The organism is Streptomyces sp. NBC_01334 (assembly GCF_035983595.1).
In the GTDB taxonomy this organism is placed as follows: domain Bacteria; phylum Actinomycetota; class Actinomycetes; order Streptomycetales; family Streptomycetaceae; genus Streptomyces; species Streptomyces coriariae.
The window spans coordinates 1,997,067-2,016,520 of record NZ_CP130718.1 but is presented as its reverse complement, the minus strand read 5'-3'; the positions used below and the strand labels follow the sequence as shown (position 1 = coordinate 2,016,520).

General features: G+C 72.3%; 17 protein-coding genes and 1 pseudogene. 14 read left to right on the top strand and 4 right to left on the bottom strand.

The window, feature by feature from the left end; translation table 11 throughout:
* The first annotated feature begins 69 nt into the window (after positions 1-69).
* The 7 genes from OG736_RS09120 (at position 70) to metK (ending at position 6,371) form a co-directional block, all read left to right on the top strand.
* Complete coding sequence (locus OG736_RS09120) at positions 70-1,176, top strand: quinone-dependent dihydroorotate dehydrogenase (RefSeq protein ID WP_028806689.1); 1,107 nt, start codon at positions 70-72, stop codon at positions 1,174-1,176.
* The gene (gene pyrF / locus OG736_RS09115; protein WP_327181993.1) at positions 1,173-2,015 is read left to right on the top strand and encodes an orotidine-5'-phosphate decarboxylase; all 843 of its coding nucleotides are present in this window, start codon (positions 1,173-1,175) and stop codon (positions 2,013-2,015) included. The genes OG736_RS09120 and pyrF overlap by 4 nt, the downstream gene beginning before the upstream one ends.
* Before the next feature lie 279 nt (positions 2,016-2,294).
* The gene (locus tag OG736_RS09110; protein ID WP_003977346.1) at positions 2,295-2,618 is read left to right on the top strand and encodes an integration host factor; all 324 of its coding nucleotides are present in this window, start codon (positions 2,295-2,297) and stop codon (positions 2,616-2,618) included.
* A 60-nt stretch (positions 2,619-2,678) separates the two neighbouring features.
* Positions 2,679-3,272: a guanylate kinase gene (gene gmk, locus OG736_RS09105; RefSeq protein WP_327181992.1), complete on the top strand. Its 594-nt coding sequence runs from the start codon at positions 2,679-2,681 to the stop codon at positions 3,270-3,272.
* Between the two features lie 52 nt (positions 3,273-3,324).
* Positions 3,325-3,597 (top strand): DNA-directed RNA polymerase subunit omega, encoded by a 273-nt coding sequence (gene rpoZ / locus OG736_RS09100; protein WP_003988945.1) that lies wholly within the window; start codon positions 3,325-3,327, stop codon positions 3,595-3,597.
* 122 nt (positions 3,598-3,719) lie between these two features.
* Positions 3,720-4,922, top strand: coding sequence for a bifunctional phosphopantothenoylcysteine decarboxylase/phosphopantothenate--cysteine ligase CoaBC (coaBC, locus tag OG736_RS09095; protein WP_327181991.1), 1,203 nt, complete (start codon positions 3,720-3,722; stop codon positions 4,920-4,922).
* A 240-nt stretch (positions 4,923-5,162) separates the two neighbouring features.
* Positions 5,163-6,371, top strand: a complete 1,209-nt coding sequence (metK, locus tag OG736_RS09090) for a methionine adenosyltransferase (RefSeq protein ID WP_020128869.1) — start codon at positions 5,163-5,165, stop codon at positions 6,369-6,371.
* A 66-nt stretch (positions 6,372-6,437) separates the two neighbouring features.
* On the opposite strand, the gene OG736_RS09085 is transcribed toward metK, so the two are convergent.
* Complete coding sequence (locus tag OG736_RS09085) at positions 6,438-7,103, bottom strand: hypothetical protein (RefSeq protein WP_327181990.1); 666 nt, start codon at positions 7,101-7,103, stop codon at positions 6,438-6,440.
* An 88-nt stretch (positions 7,104-7,191) separates the two neighbouring features.
* Here OG736_RS09085 and OG736_RS09080 point away from each other — a divergent pair, with 88 nt between their 5' ends.
* The gene (locus OG736_RS09080; RefSeq protein WP_327181989.1) at positions 7,192-9,345 is read left to right on the top strand and encodes a primosomal protein N'; all 2,154 of its coding nucleotides are present in this window, start codon (positions 7,192-7,194) and stop codon (positions 9,343-9,345) included.
* Between the two features lie 329 nt (positions 9,346-9,674).
* Here OG736_RS09080 and OG736_RS09075 read toward each other — a convergent pair.
* Positions 9,675-10,166: pseudogene (locus tag OG736_RS09075) on the bottom strand (hypothetical protein); the annotation flags it as partial.
* 222 nt (positions 10,167-10,388) lie between these two features.
* Between OG736_RS09075 and fmt the strand changes: the two are divergent.
* Together fmt and OG736_RS09065 are read left to right on the top strand one after the other, a co-directional pair.
* Positions 10,389-11,321 carry a methionyl-tRNA formyltransferase gene (gene fmt / locus OG736_RS09070; protein ID WP_327181988.1) on the top strand — a complete coding sequence of 311 codons (933 nt, stop codon included), beginning with the start codon at positions 10,389-10,391 and terminating at the stop codon, positions 11,319-11,321.
* Between the two features lie 167 nt (positions 11,322-11,488).
* Complete coding sequence (locus OG736_RS09065) at positions 11,489-12,916, top strand: RsmB/NOP family class I SAM-dependent RNA methyltransferase (protein WP_327181987.1); 1,428 nt, start codon at positions 11,489-11,491, stop codon at positions 12,914-12,916.
* Between the two features lie 88 nt (positions 12,917-13,004).
* On the opposite strand, the gene argG is transcribed toward OG736_RS09065, so the two are convergent.
* Positions 13,005-14,459, bottom strand: a complete 1,455-nt coding sequence (gene argG / locus OG736_RS09060) for an argininosuccinate synthase (protein ID WP_327181986.1) — start codon at positions 14,457-14,459, stop codon at positions 13,005-13,007.
* Positions 14,460-14,501: 42 nt separating this feature from the next.
* Positions 14,502-16,646, bottom strand: a complete 2,145-nt coding sequence (locus OG736_RS09055) for an MMPL family transporter (RefSeq protein ID WP_327181985.1) — start codon at positions 16,644-16,646, stop codon at positions 14,502-14,504.
* Positions 16,647-16,807: 161 nt separating this feature from the next.
* On the opposite strand from OG736_RS09055, the gene rpe reads away from it, so the two are divergent.
* From rpe to OG736_RS09035, 4 genes are all read left to right on the top strand, one after another.
* Positions 16,808-17,494: a ribulose-phosphate 3-epimerase gene (rpe, locus tag OG736_RS09050; RefSeq protein WP_327181984.1), complete on the top strand. Its 687-nt coding sequence runs from the start codon at positions 16,808-16,810 to the stop codon at positions 17,492-17,494.
* A gap of 90 nt (positions 17,495-17,584) precedes the next feature.
* Complete coding sequence (locus tag OG736_RS09045; RefSeq protein WP_327181983.1) at positions 17,585-18,628, top strand: sugar-binding transcriptional regulator; 1,044 nt, start codon at positions 17,585-17,587, stop codon at positions 18,626-18,628.
* A gap of 49 nt (positions 18,629-18,677) precedes the next feature.
* On the top strand, positions 18,678-19,097 hold the full coding sequence (locus OG736_RS09040; protein ID WP_327181982.1) for a guanyl-specific ribonuclease: 420 nt from the start codon (positions 18,678-18,680) through the stop codon (positions 19,095-19,097).
* Entirely contained in the window at positions 19,094-19,399 is a 306-nt protein-coding gene (locus OG736_RS09035) for a barstar family protein (RefSeq protein WP_327181981.1), read from the top strand. The genes OG736_RS09040 and OG736_RS09035 overlap by 4 nt, the downstream gene beginning before the upstream one ends.
* Positions 19,400-19,454 lie beyond the last annotated feature (55 nt).

Here is a 19,454-nt window from a genome sequence, read left to right as displayed (position 1 = left end):
GGGGGACACCGGAAACGGTGTCCCCCTCTTCATGACACCTCTTCGCGAGGCTCCTTGGAGGACATGATCATGTACAAGCAATTCTTCCGGCTGGTCTTCCAGCGGATGGACCCCGAGCGCGCCCACCACCTTGCCTTCCGCTGGATCCGGCTCGCCGTGCGGATCCCGGTGCTGCGCACGTTCGTCGCGGCCGCCCTGGCCCCCCGGTACGAGGAACTGCGCACCGAGGCCTTCGGCCTGCGCATGCACGGCCCCTTCGGACTCGCCGCCGGCTTCGACAAGAACGCCGTCGCGATCGACGGGATGTCGATGCTGGGCTTCGACCACGTCGAGATCGGCACGGTCACCGGTGAGCCGCAGCCCGGCAACCCCGCCCAGCGGCTGTTCCGGCTCGTGAAGGACCGGGGGCTCATCAACAGGATGGGCTTCAACAACGAGGGCTCGCTGGCCGTCGCCGCGCGCCTGGCCTCCCGTACGCCCGTCTTCAAGCCCGTGGTGGGCGTCAACATCGGCAAGACCAAGGTCGTACCGGAGGAGGAGGCCGTCGGCGACTACGTGAAGTCGACCGAGCGGCTCGCGCCGTACGCCGACTACCTGGTCGTCAACGTGTCCTCGCCGAACACCCCGGGGCTGCGCAACCTCCAGGCCACCGAGGCGCTGCGGCCGCTGCTGAGCGCCGTCCGCGAGGCCGCCGACCGGGTGGTGACCTCGCGGCGGGTCCCGCTGCTGGTCAAGATCGCCCCGGACCTGGCCGACGAGGACGTCGACGCGGTCGCCGACCTGGCCGTCGAACTCGGTCTGGACGGGATCATCGCCACCAACACCACCATCGCGCGCGAGGGCCTCGGGCTGACCTCCGACCCCTCGCTGGTGAAAGAGACCGGCGGACTGTCCGGGGCGCCCCTCAAGGCACGCTCCCTGGAGGTGCTGCGCCGCCTCTACGCGCGCGTGGGCGACCGCGTCACCCTGGTGGGCGTCGGCGGCGTGGAGGACGCCGAGGACGCCTGGCAGCGCATCCTGGCCGGTGCCACGCTGGTCCAGGGGTACAGCGCCTTCATCTACGAGGGGCCCTTCTGGGGCCGTGCGATCCACAAGGGCCTCGCCGCTCGCCTGCGGACGAGCCCCTACGCCACTCTCGCCGACGCGGTCGGCGCCGACGTGAGGAAGACGGCATGACCCTGGAGCCCTTCGGCGCGCGGCTGCGCCGGGCCATGGACGAGCGTGGCCCGCTCTGCGTCGGCATCGACCCGCACGCCTCCCTGCTCGCCGAGTGGGGCCTGAACGACGATGTCGCCGGCCTGGAGCGGTTCAGCCGCACGGTCGTCGAGGCGACGGCCGACCGGGTCGCCCTGTTGAAGCCCCAGAGCGCCTTCTTCGAGCGGTTCGGCTCGCGCGGCATCGCCGTCCTGGAGAAGACGGTGCAGGAGGCCCGGGCGGCCGGTGCCCTGGTCGTCATGGACGCCAAGCGCGGTGACATCGGCTCGACCATGGCCGCGTACGCCGAGTCCTTCCTGCACAAGGACGCCCCGCTGTTCTCCGACGCCCTCACCGTGTCGCCGTACCTCGGTTACGGATCCCTGTCCCCGGCGGTGGCGTCGGCGCGCGAGAGCGGCGCCGGGCTGTTCGTGCTGGCGCTGACCTCGAACCCGGAGGGCGGCGAGGTCCAGCACGCGGTGCGGGCCGACGGACGGGACGTGGGCGCGACGATGCTGGCGCACCTGGCCGCGGAGAACACGGGGGAGGAGCCGTTGGGCTCCTTCGGGGCGGTCGTCGGCGCCACCCTGGGCGACCTGTCGACGTACGACCTCGACATCAACGGTCCGCTCCTCGCGCCCGGCGTCGGCGCTCAGGGGGCGACCCCGGCCGACCTCCCGCGGGTCTTCGGGTCCGCGGTGCGCAATGTCGTACCGAACGTGAGTCGGGGTGTGTTGCGTCACGGTCCCGATCTCGTCGCTCTGCGTGACGCGGTGGATCGATTCGCGCGAGAGGTCAGGGCGGCCGTGGACGCCGCCTGACGGGCGTCGGCCGCCCGACCGGGGGCTCGGTCGGGCGGCTCGGGGGCGACTTGAGTCTGGATACATCCTCAAATCCGGGGCACTATGTCTCAAATGTCCGGCCTGACGGAGGCTGACCAGGACTTTTCCTTGGTTCTCGCTGACTCTGGCGGAGTTGGCCGCTAGTCTCCGACGGAGAGTGAACGGGCAGCGCGTGTTGCTCGTAACTCACCAGGTGTGGGGCGACTAGGTTCCTCACCGGTCCGTATCCGACAGTTCGACATCCGAGGTGACGTAGGCGTGGCTCTTCCGCCCCTTACCCCCGAACAGCGCGCAGCCGCGCTCGAAAAGGCCGCCGCGGCTCGCCGGGAGCGGGCCGAGGTCAAGAATCGACTCAAGCACTCCGGCGCCTCGCTTCACGAGGTCATCAAGCAGGGTCAGGAAAACGACGTCATCGGCAAGATGAAGGTCTCCGCCCTCCTGGAGTCGCTCCCGGGCGTGGGCAAGGTCCGCGCCAAGCAGATCATGGAGCGACTCGGCATCTCCGAGAGCCGCCGCGTGCGCGGCCTCGGTTCCAACCAGATCGCGTCCCTGGAGCGTGAGTTCGGCAGCACCGGCTCCTGATTCCCGGGTGCCGCGGGGAGGGAGTCCCGGGCACTCCGGGATTGCTGGAATAATCGCTGCATGGCAGTAAAACTCCGGGGGACGACCCCCGAATCCCCGGACGCACGTCCGCGGCTGACCGTGCTCTCCGGCCCCTCCGGGGTCGGCAAGAGCACGGTCGTCGCTCATATGCGCAAGGAACACCCCGAGGCCTGGCTCTCGGTGTCGGCGACGACCCGTAGGCCGCGGCCCGGCGAGAAGCACGGAGTCCACTACTTCTTCGTTACCGACGAGGAGATGGACAAGCTGATCGCCAACGGCGAACTGCTGGAGTGGGCCGAGTTCGCGGGCAACCGCTACGGCACTCCGCGCACCGCGGTGCTGGAGCGCCTGGAGTCGGGCGAGCCGGTCCTCCTGGAGATCGACCTCCAGGGTGCCCGGCAGGTCCGCGAGTCCATGCCCGAGGCCCAACTGGTGTTCCTGGCCCCTCCCTCCTGGGAGGAACTGGTGCGCAGGCTCACCGGGCGGGGCACCGAACCGCCCGAGGTGATCGAGCGTCGCCTGGCGGCGGCGAAGATCGAACTGGCGGCCGAGCCGGAGTTCGACGTGACCCTGGTCAACACCTCCGTCGAGGACGTCGCGCGTGAGCTGCTAGCCTTGGTCGATGTTGTGTGATTACGAGCCTGTGATCACGACCGGTCTTTTCCCATCCATCGGAAGGTAGAGCGTGTCCTCTTCCATCTCCGCGCCCGAGGGCATCATCAACCCGCCGATCGACGAGCTCCTCGAGGCCACCGACTCGAAGTACAGCCTCGTGATCTACGCGGCCAAGCGGGCCCGCCAGATCAACGCGTACTACTCGCAGCTCGGCGAGGGCCTCCTCGAGTACGTCGGTCCGCTCGTGGACACCCACGTCCACGAGAAGCCGCTCTCGATCGCCCTCCGTGAGATCAACGCCGGTCTGCTGACGTCCGAGGCCGTCGAGGGTCCCGCTCAGTAGTATTTTCGGCTCACAGTGGGTTTCTCCACAGGCCCGGCAGCACGGCTGCCGGGCCTGTGGTGTCTGATGGACTCGTACGCCGGGAGCCGCGGCGTACGTTTTCCGAGGTCCGGGGAGAGACGGTGGACAAGCCGAAGGTCGTTCTGGGTGTCAGTGGGGGCATCGCCGCCTACAAGGCCTGTGAGCTGCTGCGCAGACTGACCGAGTCGGGCCATGACGTCCGGGTGGTCCCCACCGCCTCCGCGCTGCACTTCGTCGGCGCCGCCACCTGGTCCGCCCTCTCCGGCCACCCCGTCTCCACGGAGGTCTGGGACGACGTCCACGAGGTCCCGCACGTCCGTATCGGCCAGCACGCCGACCTGGTGGTCGTCGCCCCGGCCACCGCGGACATGCTCGCCAAGGCCGCCCACGGCCTCGCCGACGACCTCCTCACCAACACCCTCCTGACGGCCCGCTGTCCGGTCGTCTTCGCCCCCGCCATGCACACCGAGATGTGGGAGCACCCGGCCACCCAGGAGAACGTGGCGACACTGCGCCGCCGGGGCGCCGTCGTCATCGAGCCGGCCGTCGGCCGGCTCACCGGCGTCGACACCGGCAAGGGGCGGCTGCCCGACCCGACGGAGATCTTCGAGGTCTGCCGCCGGGTCCTGGCCAGAGGGGTGCGCGAACCCGACCTCGCCGGCCGGCATGTCGTGGTCAGCGCCGGGGGCACCCGCGAGCCCCTCGACCCGGTCCGCTTCCTCGGCAACCGCTCCTCCGGCAAGCAGGGCTACGCCCTCGCCCGCACCGCCGCCGCCCGTGGCGCCCGCGTCACGCTGATCGCGGCGAACACCGGCCTGCCCGACCCGGCCGGGGTCGACGTCGTCCAGGTCGGCACGGCCGTGCAGCTGCGCGAGGCGGTCCTGAAGGCGGCCGCGGACGCCGACGTGGTCGTCATGGCGGCCGCCGTGGCCGATTTCCGGCCGGAGACGTACGCGGCCGGAAAGATCAAGAAGCAGGACGGCCGGGAACCGGACCCCATCGTTCTTGTGCGAAATCCGGACATCCTCGCGGAGGTCTCCGCCGACCGGGCGCGCTCCAACCAGGTGGTTGTCGGCTTCGCGGCCGAGACCGACGACGTCCTGGCCAACGGCCGGTCGAAGCTCCGGCGCAAGGGCTGCGATCTGCTGGTGGTGAACGAGGTGGGGGAGCGCAAGACCTTCGGCTCCGAGGAGAACGAAGCGGTCGTGCTGGGCGCCGACGGCAGCGAAACTCCCGTGCCGTACGGGCCCAAGGAGGCCCTGGCCGAAACCGTGTGGGACCTGGTGACGCGGCGGCTGGCCTGACTGTTTGATGCGCTTCCCCGTCGTCCTCCCGCTCGGTCGATTCGGGTGTGGCGCCCCTGGCCAACGGTGCTCGGCATTCGGCAGAATGCCCGTGCCGCAGGTCACAGCGCTCCCGAGAGGCGAGACGGGTGGCCCGGTGGAGGGGCACGACCGATAAACTGTTCTCGGACGACGCCGGGCGCAGCTCCTGTCGCGTCCGCCAATGATCAGCCAGCAGCCGCTGCAACCCCAGGGAGCGTTGTGTCCCGTCGCCTGTTCACCTCGGAGTCTGTGACCGAGGGTCACCCCGACAAGATCGCTGACCAGATCAGCGACACCATTCTCGATGCCCTGCTGCGCGAGGACCCGGCCTCCCGGGTCGCCGTCGAGACCCTGATCACGACCGGTCTGGTGCATGTGGCCGGCGAGGTCACCACCAAGGCCTACGCGCCGATCCCCCAGCTCGTGCGCGACAAGATCCTCGAGATCGGCTACGACTCCTCGAAGAAGGGCTTCGACGGCGCCTCCTGCGGTGTCTCGGTGTCCATCGGCGCGCAGTCCCCGGACATCGCCCAGGGTGTCGACACGGCGTACGAGAACCGCGTTGAGGGCGACGAGGACGAGCTGGACCGCCAGGGCGCCGGCGACCAGGGCCTGATGTTCGGCTACGCCTCGGACGAGACGCCGACCCTCATGCCGCTGCCGATCTTCCTCGCGCACCGGCTGTCTAAGCGCCTGTCGGACGTCCGCAAGAACGGGACCATCCCCTACCTGCGCCCCGACGGCAAGACCCAGGTCACCATCGAGTACGACGGCGACAAGGCCCTGCGTCTCGACACGGTGGTCGTCTCCTCGCAGCACGCGAGCGACATCGACCTGGACTCCCTGCTGGCCCCGGACATCCGCGAGTTCGTGGTGGAGCCGGAGCTCAAGGCGCTCCTGGACGAGGGCATCAAGCTCGACACCGAGAACTACCGCCTGCTGGTCAACCCGACCGGCCGCTTCGAGATCGGCGGCCCGATGGGCGACGCCGGCCTCACCGGCCGCAAGATCATCATCGACACCTACGGCGGTTTCGCCCGGCACGGTGGCGGCGCCTTCTCGGGCAAGGACCCGTCCAAGGTCGACCGCTCGGCGGCGTACGCGATGCGCTGGGTCGCGAAGAACGTGGTGGCCGCGGGGCTCGCCGCGCGCTGCGAGGTCCAGGTCGCCTACGCGATCGGCAAGGCCGAGCCGGTCGGTCTCTTCGTGGAGACCTTCGGCACCGCCAAGGTCGACGCCGAGAAGATCGAGAAGGCCATCGACGAGGTCTTCGACCTCCGCCCGGCCGCGATCATCCGCGACCTCGACCTGCTGCGTCCGATCTACGCCCAGACCGCCGCGTACGGTCACTTCGGCCGTGAGCTGCCCGACTTCACGTGGGAGCGCACGGACCGCGTGGACGCGCTGCGCAAGGCCGCGGGCCTGTAGGTCCTGCTTGGTACCACGCGTGGGCCCGGCCTCCTCTGGGAGGCCGGGCCTCGGCGTTTGCGCGGGTCACCGCCGCGGGTAGCCGGTCCGCTCGACGACGTTCGCCAGGTCGGCCAGGGCGAGCTCGGGGTTCAGTGCGGCGACCACCGCCGGGGTCAGCGGACGGGAGGCGAGGACGTGCCGGACGGCCTCCGGATCGACCGGGACCTCGTAGTGGTCCTCCGCCCACCGCCGGAAGGCCTGCGGCGAGCGATCGGTGAGCAGCCGGAACAGGTGCGCGGCGCCGTCCGGGTCGTCCGCCGGGTGTTCGGGGAAGTCGATCGTGCCCGTGGACCAGGCCTCGTCGGCCGTCCCGCGCCACAGACAGGCGGTGGCGACGGGCATCCCGTCCTCGTCGGTGAACGCCGGCTCCTCGACGCAGGACCGGAACACCTCGGGGACGTCGTCCAGCACGCCAGGCCAGGGGCCGTCCTGTACGTAGGGGCTCATGGGCGACTCGTGGGCGAAGCCGCGGATCCAGGCGCCGGCGGGGGAGAAGACGATGTCGTACTCGTCACCCGACCCGTCGCGCATCGAGGCCGTCTCCTCGGACTCCGACCGGTGGGCGTCGAAGGAATGACGGCGGTCTGCCCCTTCGGGGCTCAGGATCGCCTCCAGCACGGCGAGCGAACGGCAGTGGTCCCGCAGGAGATCGACGGCGGGCAGCTTTCGGGCAACGTCTCGAACGTTCACGTGCCCATCCAACCGCCTGCCGCGCCGGACGGGGAACAGAGCTTCGGCGGAAGGACCGTTGTCAGTGGCGTTTGGTAAAAATGCAAGCGTGAGCAGCGAGAACGGGCAGGGGGACGGCGGTGCGGCCGGGGAGGGCGCGCCGCCCGAGCAGCTCGCGCTGATCCGGGAGAGCGTGCGGCAGGCCAAGACGCCGCGGGCCAAGCCCCGGACCTGGCGGGGGGCCGCGCTGGCCGAGGAGCTGCCGGTCGCGCGGGTGCTCGTCGACAAGGGTGTGCTGCATCTGGACCGGTACTTCGACTACGCGGTGCCGGCCGAGCTGGACGCCGACGCCCAGCCGGGGGTGCGGGTGCGGGTGCGGTTCGGGGCAGGGCGCGGTCGGGTGCGGGAAGGGCGGCGCGAGGGCGGGGGGCTCATCGACGGGTTCCTCGTCGAGCGGCTCGCCGCGTCGGACTACTCCGGGCCGCTCGCGGCGCTCGCCCAGGTGGTGTCGCCCGAGCCGGTGCTGAGCGAGGAGCTGCTGGGACTGGCGAGGGCCGTCGCCGACCGGTACGCGGGAAGCCTGGCCGACGTCCTTCAGCTCGCCGTGCCGCCACGTAACGCGCGCGCCGAGCAGCGCCCCTCCCCGGCGCCGCTGCCGCCGCCGGGGGCGCCGGAGGCCGGGTCCTGGGGGCGGTACGAGCGAGGGGGCGCGTTCCTCGAGTCGCTGGCGTCCGGGGGCGCGCCCCGGGCGGTGTGGAACGCGCTGCCGGGCCCCCGGTGGAGCGAGGAGCTGGCGCGGGCCGTCGCCGCGACGCTCGCCTCGGGGCGCGGGGCCCTGGTCGTCGTGCCCGACGGGCGGGCCGCCGCACGGGTCGACGCCGCGTTGACGGCGTTGCTGGGGGAGGGACGGCATGCCCTGCTCACCGCGGACGCCGGGCCCGAGAAGCGGTATCGGGAGTGGCTCGCCGTGCGGCGGGGCTCCGTGCGGGCGGTCGTCGGGACGCGTGCCGCGATGTTCGCGCCGGTCCAGAACCTCGGTCTGGTCGCGCTCTGGGACGACGGGGACGACAGCCACAGCGAACAGCACGCGCCGCAGCCCCATGCGCGCGAGGTGCTGCTGCTGCGGGCCGCGCAGGACAAGTGCGGCTTCCTGATGGGGGGTTGGAGCTGCACCGTGGAGGGCGCGCAGCTCGTCGAGAGCGGGTGGGCGCGGCCGTTGATCGCCGCACGGGAGCAGGTGCGGCACAGCGCTCCGCTGGTGCGCACCGTGGGCGACCAGGACCTCGCGCGGGACGAGGCCGCCCGGGCCGCCCGGCTGCCCACCCTCGCCTGGCAGGCGGCCAGGGAGGGGCTGCGGCACGGGCCGGTGCTCGTCCAGGTGCCCCGGCGGGGCTATGTGCCGCGGATGGCGTGTGCGCAGTGCCGGGCCGCCGCCCGGTGCCGGCACTGCTCCGGGCCGTTGGAGGCGCGGGACGGGGGTGCGGTGTGGTGCGGCTGGTGCGGGCGTGAGGAGAGTGCCTGGCACTGTCCGGAGTGCGGCTCGTTCCGCTTGCGGGCCCAGGTCGTCGGGGCCCGGCGGACCGCCGAGGAGCTGGGGCGGGCGTTTCCCGCCGTGCCGGTGCGGACGTCGGGCCGGGAGCAGGTGCTGGACACCGTGCCGGGGGCGCCCGCGCTCGTCGTGTCCACGCCCGGGGCCGAGCCGGTCGCCGAGGGCGGGTACGCGGCCGCGCTGCTGCTGGACGGCTGGGCCATGCTCGGGCGGCCCGACCTGAGGGCCGGGGAGGACGCGTTGCGCCGCTGGATCGCGGCCGCCGCGCTCGTACGGCCGTCGGGGGAGGGGGGAACCGTGGTCGTCGTCGCCGAGCCGACCCTGCGGCCCGTCCAGGCGCTGGTGCGATGGGATCCGGTGGGGCACGCGGTGCGGGAGCTCTCCGAGCGGGCCGAGCTGGGCTTTCCGCCGGTGTCGCGGATGGCGGCGGTGTCGGGGACGGCGGAGGCCGTGACCGCCTTCCTGGAGGCCGTCGCACTGCCGCCGGAGGCGGAGCTGCTGGGGCCGGTTCCGGTGCCGACGGGCCCGGCGGGGCGGCCACGGCGGCCGGGGGCGCCGCCACCAGGGGAGGAGTGGGAGCGGGCGCTGCTCCGGGTGCCGCCCGGGAGGGGCGCCGCGCTGGCTGCCGCGCTGAAGAGCGCGCAGGCGGCTCGGATGGCGCGGGGCGGCGAGGAGGCCGTGCGGGTGCGGGTCGATCCGCCGGACATCGGCTGAGGGACGACGCGGAGTCGGCGCCGGTGCGGCGGGGGAGGGCCGGATGTGCGACTGCCCTCTCGGGCGTGGGCCGAGAGGGCAGGGTGGGGAGGGGACGGGGTGGGGAAGTGCTCGGTGCGGGATGCGGCGCGTCAGCCGTTGCGCGGGCCGGGGAAGGCGGTCGGCCTCGCCTCGTCACGCAGGGCCGGGGCGCCGACGTCGCGCAGTGCCGGAGCGCCGGCCTCGCGCAAGGCAGGGCTGCCGACGTCGCGCAGTGCCGGAGCGCCGGCCTCGCGCAAGGCAGGGCTGCAGGCCTCACGCAGGGCCGGGGCGCCGGCGTCGCGCAGGGCCGGGCTCCCGGCCGTCGGCTGGGTCGGCATCGAGCGGGCGGCCGGAACCGTGGGAACCGTCGGGATGCCCGTGTTGACGGTGACCGTGCGGGCGGCGGTGGGCTCGGCGGGTCGCTCGGCCTCGGCGGTGGCGGCCTGGGCCGCGGCCCGGCGGGCGCCGTAGCGGCGGTGTACGGCCTGCTTGGTGACCCCGAGGGCGGAGCCCACCGCGTCCCACGAGAAGCCGAGCGAACGGTCGAAGTCCACCGCCGCGGTGACCAGGGTCTCGACGCTGTCCCGCAGCTCCTGGGCGAGGCGGACCGTGGGGGCGGGGGCGCGTCCGTAGACGACGAAGCCCGTGGAGGGGCCGGAGCGGCGGGGGCGGTAGACGTTGCCCAGCTGGGCGGTGAGGGTGCGCAGTGCGTCCACCTGCCGTCGGACGCGCTCGATGTCCCGCACCAGCAAGTGCAGGCTGGCCCGGGCCTGGGCGTCGTGGGTTGCATGGTCGGCCATGAACAAGCCTCTCGAACCGGCGTTGAAGAAGGTGTGGTCAACTCTTTCTTGACCAACGCGGGTTCGCGCCGCTGGTCACGGTGTGGGGGCGTACGGGCGTATGCGTACGCCCCCGGAGGGCGCGGCTCGTGGGGCCTCCCGCCCGTCGGCGGCCTGCCCGGCCGGCGTCATAAACTTGTGCGTCGCCCGTCGTCCGTCCCGCCCGAGAGGCCCCGCCCACTCATGAAGCTCGTCTTCGCCGGTACCCCCGAGGTCGCCGTTCCCGCCCTGGACGCTCTGATCGCCTCCGGGCGGCACGAGGTGGCCGCCGTCGTCACGCGGCCCGACGCGCCGGCCGGACGGGGGCGCAGGCTGATCGCCTCTCCCGTCGCCCAGCGCGCCGAGGAGGCGGGCATCGAAGTGCTGAGGCCGGCCAAGCCGCGCGATCCCGAGTTCCTGGAGCGGCTGAGGGAGATCGCGCCCGACTGCTGTCCCGTCGTGGCCTACGGGGCGCTGCTGCCCAGGGTGGCGCTGGACATCCCGGCCCACGGCTGGGTCAACCTGCACTTCTCGCTGCTGCCGGCCTGGCGCGGGGCCGCTCCCGTGCAGCATGCCGTCATGGCGGGGGACGAGATCACCGGCGCCTCCACCTTCCTGATCGAGGAGGGACTCGACTCGGGGCCGGTCTACGGGACGGTCACGGAGGAGATCCGGCCCACGGACACCAGCGGTGACCTGCTCACCCGGCTGGCCTTCGCCGGCAGCGGGCTGCTCGCCGCGACCATGGACGGGATCGAGGACGGCACGCTGAAGGCCGTCCCGCAGCCGGGTGAGGGGATCACCCTCGCGCCGAAGATCACCGTCGAGGACGCTCAGGTCGACTGGGCCACCCCGGCTCTGCGGGTCGACCGGGTCGTGCGCGGCTGCACCCCCGCCCCCGGCGCCTGGACCGTCTTCCGCGGGGAGCGGCTCAAGCTCATCCAGGTCCAGCCGGTTCCCGAGCGGACCGATCTCGCCCCGGGCGCGCTTCTCGTCGGCAAGAACAGCGTGCACGTCGGCACCGGCTCGTACGCGGTCGAGCTGCTGTGGGTGCAGGCGCAGGGCAAGAAGCCGATGCGGGCCGCCGACTGGGCCCGGGGCGCCCGGATCGTGGACGGGGAGGCCGTCGGGGCGTAACGCTCCTGCACAAGCCCTGTCCGGTCCGTGAGCCCCGCCGAGTCCGTGAGCCCCGCCCCCGGACCGCGGGCCCCGGTCGGCAAGTCCGTCCGGCGCACCACCGACGTACGCTGGACGCACCTTTCCGCCTTTTCCTTCTTTTCTTCTGCAATCCGGAGCACCTTTTCGTGAGCGACCAGCCCCACCGTTCCCGCAAGCCGGGCAAGCCCTACCGCCGGCCTCAGAAGGACCCCGTCCGCATCCTCGCCTTCGAGGCGCTGCGGGCCGTGGACGAGCGGGACGCGTACGCCAACCTCGTGCTGCCGCCGCTGCTGCGCAAGGCGCGCGAGAAGGAGGGACCCGACAAGTTCGACGCGCGGGACGCGGCCCTCGCCACCGAGCTGGTCTACGGGACGTTGCGCCGGCAGGGCACGTACGACGCCGTCATCTCCGCGTGTGTCGACCGGCCGCTGCGCGAGGTCGACCCGCCGGTCCTCGACGTGCTGAGTCTCGGCGTGCACCAGCTGCTCGGCACGCGTATCCCGACCCATGCGGCCGTGTCCGCCTCCGTCGAGCTCGCCCGGGTCGTGCTCGGCGACGGACGCGCCAAGTTCGTCAACGCCGTGCTGCGCAAGGTCGCGGCGCACGATCTCGACGAGTGGCTCGACAAGGTCGCTCCGCCCTACGACGACGATCCCGAGGACCACCTCGCCGTGGTGCACTCGCACCCGCGCTGGGTGGTCTCCGCGCTGTGGGACTCCCTCGGCGGCGGGCGGGCCGGCATCGAGGAGCTGCTGGCGGCGGACAACGAGCGGCCCGAGGTCACGCTCGTCGCCCGGCCCGGGCGGGCCACCACCGAGGAGCTGCTCCGGGAGGAGGCCTCGGTCGCCGGGCGCTGGTCGCCGTACGCCGTGCGGCTCACCGAGGGCGGTGAGCCCGGGGCCATCGACGCCGTACGGGACGGGCGAGCGGGTGTGCAGGACGAGGGCAGCCAGCTCGTGGCGCTCGCGCTGGCGAACGTGCCGCTCGACGGGCCCGACAGGAAGTGGCTGGACGGATGCGCCGGCCCCGGTGGCAAGGCGGCGTTGCTCGCCGCCCTCGCCGCCGAGCGGGGGGCCGCGCTGCTCGCCTCCGAGAAGCAGCCGCACCGCGCGGGGCTCGTCGCCAAGGCACTGGCCGGCAACCCCGGGCCCTACCAGGTCATCGCCGCCGACGGGACCCGGCCGCCGTGGCGGCCCGGCACCTTCGACCGGGTGCTGATGGACGTGCCGTGCACGGGCCTCGGCGCCCTGCGGCGGCGGCCCGAGGCGCGCTGGCGGCGCAGGCCGGAGGACCTCGACGGGTTCGGGCCGCTCCAGCGCGGGCTGTTGCGGACCGCGCTCGAGTCCGTGCGGGTCGGGGGCGTCGTCGGGTACGCCACCTGCTCGCCGCACCTCGCCGAGACCCGGTCGGTCGTCTCCGACGTCCTCAAGCAGTATCCGGAGGCCGAGCTGATCGACGCGCGGCCGCTGCTGCCGGGCGTACCGGAGCTGGGTGACGGGCCCGACGTCCAGCTGTGGCCGCATCTGCACGGGACCGACGCCATGTACCTGGCGTTGATCAGGAAGACGGGCTGAGGCCCGCACGCACGGACACGCGAGAAGGCCGGCCCCACGTCCACGGCGTGGGGCCGGCCTTCTTCGCGGGCGGGTGCCCCAGCGGGGGTCAGTCCGTGCCGAACTCCATCGCGGCGCGGTCCAGCAGCTGGTCGTCGTCGGAGACCTCGCCGCGGGAGGCGATGGCCTCGGCGCCACCCTCCGGCAGCTCCGTCATGGTGCCGATGAGACCGGTCGCGGCCGCCTGGTCGGCGCCGATCGCGGGGCTGCCGGTGCCGATCAGACCGAGCGTGGCGTACTGCTCCAGCTTGGCGCGCGAGTCGGCGATGTCGAGGTTGCGCATGGTGAGCTGGCCGATCCGGTCCACCGGGCCGAACGCGGAGTCCTCGGTGCGCTCCATGGACAGCTTGTCCGGGTGGTAGCTGAAGGCCGGGCCGACGGTGTTGAGGATCGAGTAGTCCTCACCGCGCCGCAGTCGCAGCGTCACCTCGCCGGTGACGGCCGCGCCGACCCAGCGCTGCAGCGACTCGCGCACCATCAGGGCCTGCGGGTCCAGCCAGCGGCCCTCGTACATGAGCCGGCCGAGGCGCCGTCCCTCGTTGTAGTACTGGGCGAGGGTGTCCTCGTTGTGGATCGCGTTGACCAGACGCTCGTAGGCCGCGTGCAGCAGGGCCATGCCGGGCGCCTCGTAGATGCCGCGGCTCTTGGCCTCGATGATGCGGTTCTCGATCTGGTCCGACATGCCGAGGCCGTGGCGGCCGCCGATGGCGTTGGCCTCCATCACCAGATCGACGGGGGAGGCGAACTCCTTGCCGTTGATCGTCACGGGGCGGCCCTGGTCGAAGCCGATCGTCACGTCCTCGGTGGCGATCTCGACCGACGGGTCCCAGAACCGCACGCCCATGATGGGCTCGACGGTCTCGACGCCGGTGTCCAGGTGCTCCAGGGTCTTGGCCTCGTGGGTGGCGCCCCAGATGTTGGCGTCGGTGGAGTACGCCTTCTCCGTGCTGTCCCGGTAGGGCAGGTCGTGGGCGACGAGCCACTCCGACATTTCCTTGCGGCCGCCGAGCTCGGTCACGAAGTCCGCGTCCAGCCAGGGCTTGTAGATCCGCAGGTGCGGGTTGGCCAGCAGGCCGTAGCGGTAGAACCGCTCGATGTCGTTGCCCTTGAAGGTCGAGCCGTCGCCCCAGATCTGGACGTTGTCCTCGAGCATCGCCCGGACCAGGAGGGTGCCGGTGACGGCACGGCCGAGGGGCGTGGTGTTGAAGTAGGCGCGCCCGCCCGAGCGGATGTGGAACGCCCCGCAGGTGAGTGCGGCCAGGCCCTCCTCGACCAGTGCGGCGCGGCAGTCGACCAGGCGCGCGATCTCGGCGCCGTAGGTCTTCGCGCGGCCGGGCACCGAGGCGATGTCGGGCTCGTCGTACTGGCCGATGTCGGCGGTGTAGGTGCACGGGACGGCACCCTTGTCGCGCATCCACGCGACCGCGACCGAGGTGTCGAGCCCGCCGGAGAAGGCGATGCCGACGCGCTCGCCGGCGGGAAGGGAGGTGAGGACCTTGGACATAGGAAGATTATGCATGAACTCGCATGGTCATGCAAAGGGTGCTCAGGTCTCGGTGCTCTCGGCCGGCTGCGCGGGGTCCTTCGACAGGGTCGGGTGGCTTTCCCGGGCCAGCCGGTGCGGCCACCAGATCTTCGGTCCGATGTCCAGGAACAGTGAGGTGACGAGCACCGACCGCACGATGAAGGTGTCCAGGAGGACGCCCAGGGCCACCGCGAAGCCGATCTCCGCGAAGGCGACCATGGGCAGCGTGGCGAGGGCCGCGAAGGTGCCGGCCAGGACCAGGCCCGCCGAGGTGATCACCGAGCCGGTGGCCGCCAGACCGGTCACCACGCCCTGCCGGGTGCCCTGGCGGGCGGCCTCCTCGCGGATCCGGGTGGTCAGGAAGATGTTGTAGTCGATGCCCAGGGCCACCAGGAACACGAAGACGAACAGCGGGAAGTCCGTCGACTCGCCCGCGTAGTCGAAGAGATGGCGGAACGCCAGCGCGCTGAGGCCCAGGGCCGCCGCGAAGGACAGGATCACCGTCCCGACCAGCAGCAGCGGGGCGATCACGGCGCGCAGCAGGGCGCCGAGGATGAGCAGGACCACGGCCAGGACCAGCGGGATGATCACCAGGTTGTCGTGGGTGGTCGCCTTGTCCATGTCGAGCAGCGCCGCCGTGCCGCCGCCCACCTTGGCGTCGGCGTCGGGTATCTCGTGGACGGCGTCCCGGACCCGTTCCACGGTCTGCTTGGCGGCCTCGCTGTCGGCCGGGTCGGTCATCGTCGCCTCGAACAGCACCTGGCCGTCGTGGACGGGTTTCGTGCCCGGCGGCAGGCCGAGGGACGTCGGTACCACGCCCTCCGTCCCCGCGACCGCGCGTTTCACCTGCCCGGCACGGGCCTGGTCGGCGATGACGACCAGCGGGTCGCCGCTGCCCGCCGGGAAGTACTTCGCCGACACCTCCTGGCCCGTGATCGAGTCCGGTTTGCCGGTGAACGCGTCCGCGTTGCCGATGCCTTCGGCGCGCAGCTGGATCAGGCCGAGCGAGCAGACCGCCAGGACCAGCGCCGTCACGGCCCAGACCATGCGCGGGCGGCGGGCGATGCCACGGCCCGTGCGGGCCCAGACACCGCGCTCGGTCGGGTCCGAGGAGCCGAAGTGCGGGATCGCCGGCCAGAAGATCCAGCGACCGCAGATCACCAGCAGGGCGGGGAAGAGGGTCATCATCGCCAGCAGCGCGACCGCCACGCCGATGGCCGCGACCGGGCCCAGCCCGCGGGTGGAGTTCATCTCGGCGGCCAGCAGCATCAGCATGCTCAGGACGACCGTGGCGCCGGACGCCAGGACGGCGGGGCCCGCGCGGTGCAGCGCCAGGGCCATCGCCTCGTGCCGGTCCTCGTGCCGGCGCAGCTCCTCCCGGTATCGGGCCACCAGCAGCAGGGCGTAGTCGGTGCCCGCGCCGAACACGAGCACCGTGAGGATGCCGGCGCTCTGACCGTTCACGGTCAGGCCCGCGTACTCGGCCAGGAAGTAGATCAGCGCCTGCGCGGTGAACAGGGCGGCGACCACGGCGAGCACCGGGACGACGAGGAGGGTGGGGCTGCGGTAGGTGATCAGGAGCATGACGACGACCACCCCCATCGCCGCCAGCAGCAGGGTCGAGTCGATGCCCTCGAAGGCCTCGGAGAAGTCCGCGGAGGTGCCGCCGGGTCCGGTGATGTGCACCGCCAGACCGGCGCCGCCGTCGCCGACGACGTCACGGATGGAGTCGACGGCCGGGGCGATGCGCTCCCAGCCCTGCTCGTCCATGGTGATCGGCACGTAGATCTGGGCGGCGCGCGGGTCGGCCGGGCGGTCGTAGACCGGGCCGCGGGTCTCGGCGCCGCGGATGCCGTGGTCGGTGAGCTGCCTGAGCTGCGCCGCGTCCTCGGTGATCTGCGCCCGGTCCTCGGCCGTCAGGCCCCCGTCGCGGGCGTAGACGACGACCGCGGGGATCTGCTCGGGCCTGAAGTCCTGCGAGATCTCCAGCACCTGGGTGGACTCCGCCGATCCCGGCAGCCAGGAGGCCGCGTCGTTGTCCTGGGCGTCGGTGAGCTTCTGGGCGAAGGGTGCCGTCAGGAACAGCACCACCAGCCACAACGCCAGCACCAGCCACTTGGCGCGCCGCCCGCAGACCAGGTGCGCGACACCGCGATTCTCGGCCATGACTACCCTCCGAGCCGTTCCGTCGCCGCCGTGTTCGCCCGCCTCCCGCAAGGGGCGCGGGGAGCCGCGCGATCAGCCACAGCCGGTCCGCGGGCGACGAACCACGCTCCCCCCGTGGGACCGATGCCCGCAACCCCCGGAGGGCATGGCAGGCTTGGGTCATGGCCGTGCAGATCAACCCCAGCATCCTGTCCGCCGACTTCGCCCGCCTTGCGGACGACGCGGAGGCGGTCGCCGGAGCCGACTGGCTCCACGTCGACGTCATGGACAACCATTTCGTCCCGAACCTCACGCTCGGTGTGCCGGTCGTAGAGTCACTGGCCCGTGCGACGGACACCCCGCTGGACTGCCATCTGATGATCGAGGCCCCCGATCGCTGGGCCCCGCAGTACGTCGAGGCGGGTGCCTCGTCCGTCACCTTCCACGTCGAGGCCGCCGCCGCACCCGTGCGGCTCGCCCGCGAGATCCGGGCGAAGGGCGCCCGTGCCTCCATGGCACTCAGGCCGGCGACGCCCATCGAGCCGTACGAGGACCTGCTGCCCGAACTCGACATGCTGCTGATCATGACCGTCGAGCCGGGCTTCGGGGGCCAGGCCTTCCTCGACATCATGCTCCCCAAGATCCGCCGCACCCGCGAGTTGATCAGCAAGCACGGCCTCGACCTGTGGCTCCAGATCGACGGCGGGGTCTCGGCCTCGACGATCGAGCGGTGCGCCGAGGCGGGCGCGGACGTGTTCGTGGCAGGCTCGGCCGTATACGGGGCGGACGACCCGGCGGAGGCGGTCCGTGGCCTGCGGGCTCAGGCGGAGGCGGCGACCGCCGGCGCCTCCTGGGCATGTGGACACTGAACCAACCACTTACCGACAGGTATGTGAACGGCTCCCAACAGAGCTGATCAACTGCGCCGGATCTGCGAGGATGAACGGCGTATCCAGAGTGTGAACAGCAGTGAGGAGAACGCCGTGTCGGGTATGTCGGCGGGCCGGTCAGCCATGCGGATGGGACCCGCTGAGCTGGTGCAGGCGGCGGCCATGGCCCGCCGCTTCTACCTTGAGGGAAAGTCCAAGATCCAGATCGCGGAGGAGTTCGGCGTCAGCCGCTTCAAGGTGGCCCGGGTCCTGGAGACCGCCCTCGAACGGGATCTCGTACGGATCGAGATCCGCGTGCCGGCCGAGCTGGACGCGGAGCGCTCGGACGCGCTCCGCGCCCGCTACGGCCTCAGGCACGCCGTCGTGGTCGAGTCCCCGGCCGAGGCCGAGGAGACCACGGACCCCGAGAACCTGGGGGAAGTGGCAGCGGACCTGCTCGGCGAACTGGTCGACGAGGGGGACGTGCTGGGGCTGGCCTGGGGCCGGTCCACCATTCACATGGCGGCGGCGCTGGACCGGCTGCCGCCGTGCACCGTCGTGCAGCTGACGGGTGTCTACGACGCCGGGACCGCGGAGCGCGGTTCGGTCGAGGCCGTCCGCCGTGCCGCCCAGGTGTCCGGCGGCGACGCGCACCCCATCTACGCGCCGATGCTGCTGCCGGACGCGGCCACCGCGGCCGCGCTGCGCCACCAGACCGGGATCGCCCGCGCCTTCGAGTACTTCGACAAGGTCACGGTCGCCTGTGTCTCCATCGGCTCCTGGGAGCCGGGCATCTCGACGGTGCACGACATGCTCAGCGACGAGGAGCGGGCACACTACGCCTCGCTCGGGGTCGCCGCCGAGATGTCCGCGCACCTCTTCGACGCCGAGGGCCGCCGGGTCGGTCGGGACCTGGGCGAGCGGTGCATCACGGTCAAGACCGACCAGCTGCGCCGGGTGCCCGAGGTCGTCGCGATCGCGGGCGGGCAGCGCAAGGCGGCCGCGATCGACGCGGTGCTCCGCTCCGGGCTCGTCACCAGCCTGGTGACGGACACGTCGGCGGCCGACTACCTGATGACGGCGGGGCCGACCCCGAAGCCCGCCCTGGGCCGTGCGGACCCGGACGGGATCTGACCCGCCCGGAAGCAGGCCATGAGGGGACGGCCGTGACAGCATCGAACGCATGCTGCTGCGGTTCGTCCCCCGCGTGCTTGTGTGCCTGCTCCTCCCGCTCGCCCTGCTCACCGGCTGTACGACGGGGCGGCCGGGCCCGCAGGACTCCACCCCGGCCGTCGCCCGGGCCGCCGAGCCGTCCTGGGCCGGTGACCTGGCCACGGTCCGGGAGTCCGAGCTCCCCGCCGAGGCCCGCCGGACACTCAGGCTCATCGACGGCGGCGGCCCCTTCCCGTACGCCAAGGACGGCGCCGTCTTCGGGAACTTCGAGGGGCTGCTGCCCGCGCACCAGCGGGGGTACTACCACGAGTACACCGTCGAGACGCCGGGCTCGCGCGACCGCGGGGCCCGACGCGTTGTCACCGGGCAGGGCGACGAGATCTACTACACCGATGATCACTACGACACGTTCCGGGCGGTGCTGAGATGACGCAGTTCGTGGTCACGCTGGATCTGGACGGGGTGACCGACAAGGCCGCCCTGATGGACCGCTGCGCCGACGCTCTCGGCCTGCCCGACTGGTTCGGACGCAACTGGGACGCCCTCGCCGACAGCCTCACCGACCTCCAGGCCCCGCCCGGGGACGGCGGGCTCCAGATCGTCGTACGGAACTGGCGGCCGTACGCCGAGGCGCGGCCGCAGGAGTGGGTGATCGCGCAGGACGTGTTCGCCCAGGCGGTCGACCAGGTGCCGGCGCTGTCCGTGCTGCTGGCCCTCGGAGGATCCTCCTAAGACCCCCCTGAGCTGCTTGGACGTTCTGTCCGGGCATCGCATCGCGGCCGTCGTG

Bases quoted from the DNA above. Each gene is read 5' to 3' on its own strand.
- fmt (WP_327181988.1), top strand. From the start codon at position 10,389: ATGAAGCTCGTCTTCGCCGGTACCCCCGAGGTCGCCGTTCCCGCCCTG.
- OG736_RS09055 (WP_327181985.1), bottom strand. From the start codon at position 16,646: ATGGCCGAGAATCGCGGTGTCGCGCACCTGGTCTGCGGGCGGCGCGCC.
- pyrF (WP_327181993.1), top strand. From the start codon at position 1,173: ATGACCCTGGAGCCCTTCGGCGCGCGGCTGCGCCGGGCCATGGACGAG.
- OG736_RS09120 (WP_028806689.1), top strand. From the start codon at position 70: ATGTACAAGCAATTCTTCCGGCTGGTCTTCCAGCGGATGGACCCCGAG.
- OG736_RS09035 (WP_327181981.1), top strand. From the start codon at position 19,094: ATGACGCAGTTCGTGGTCACGCTGGATCTGGACGGGGTGACCGACAAG.
- gmk (WP_327181992.1), top strand. From the start codon at position 2,679: ATGGCAGTAAAACTCCGGGGGACGACCCCCGAATCCCCGGACGCACGT.
- OG736_RS09040 (WP_327181982.1), top strand. From the start codon at position 18,678: ATGCTGCTGCGGTTCGTCCCCCGCGTGCTTGTGTGCCTGCTCCTCCCG.
- argG (WP_327181986.1), bottom strand. From the start codon at position 14,459: ATGTCCAAGGTCCTCACCTCCCTTCCCGCCGGCGAGCGCGTCGGCATC.
- rpe (WP_327181984.1), top strand. From the start codon at position 16,808: ATGGCCGTGCAGATCAACCCCAGCATCCTGTCCGCCGACTTCGCCCGC.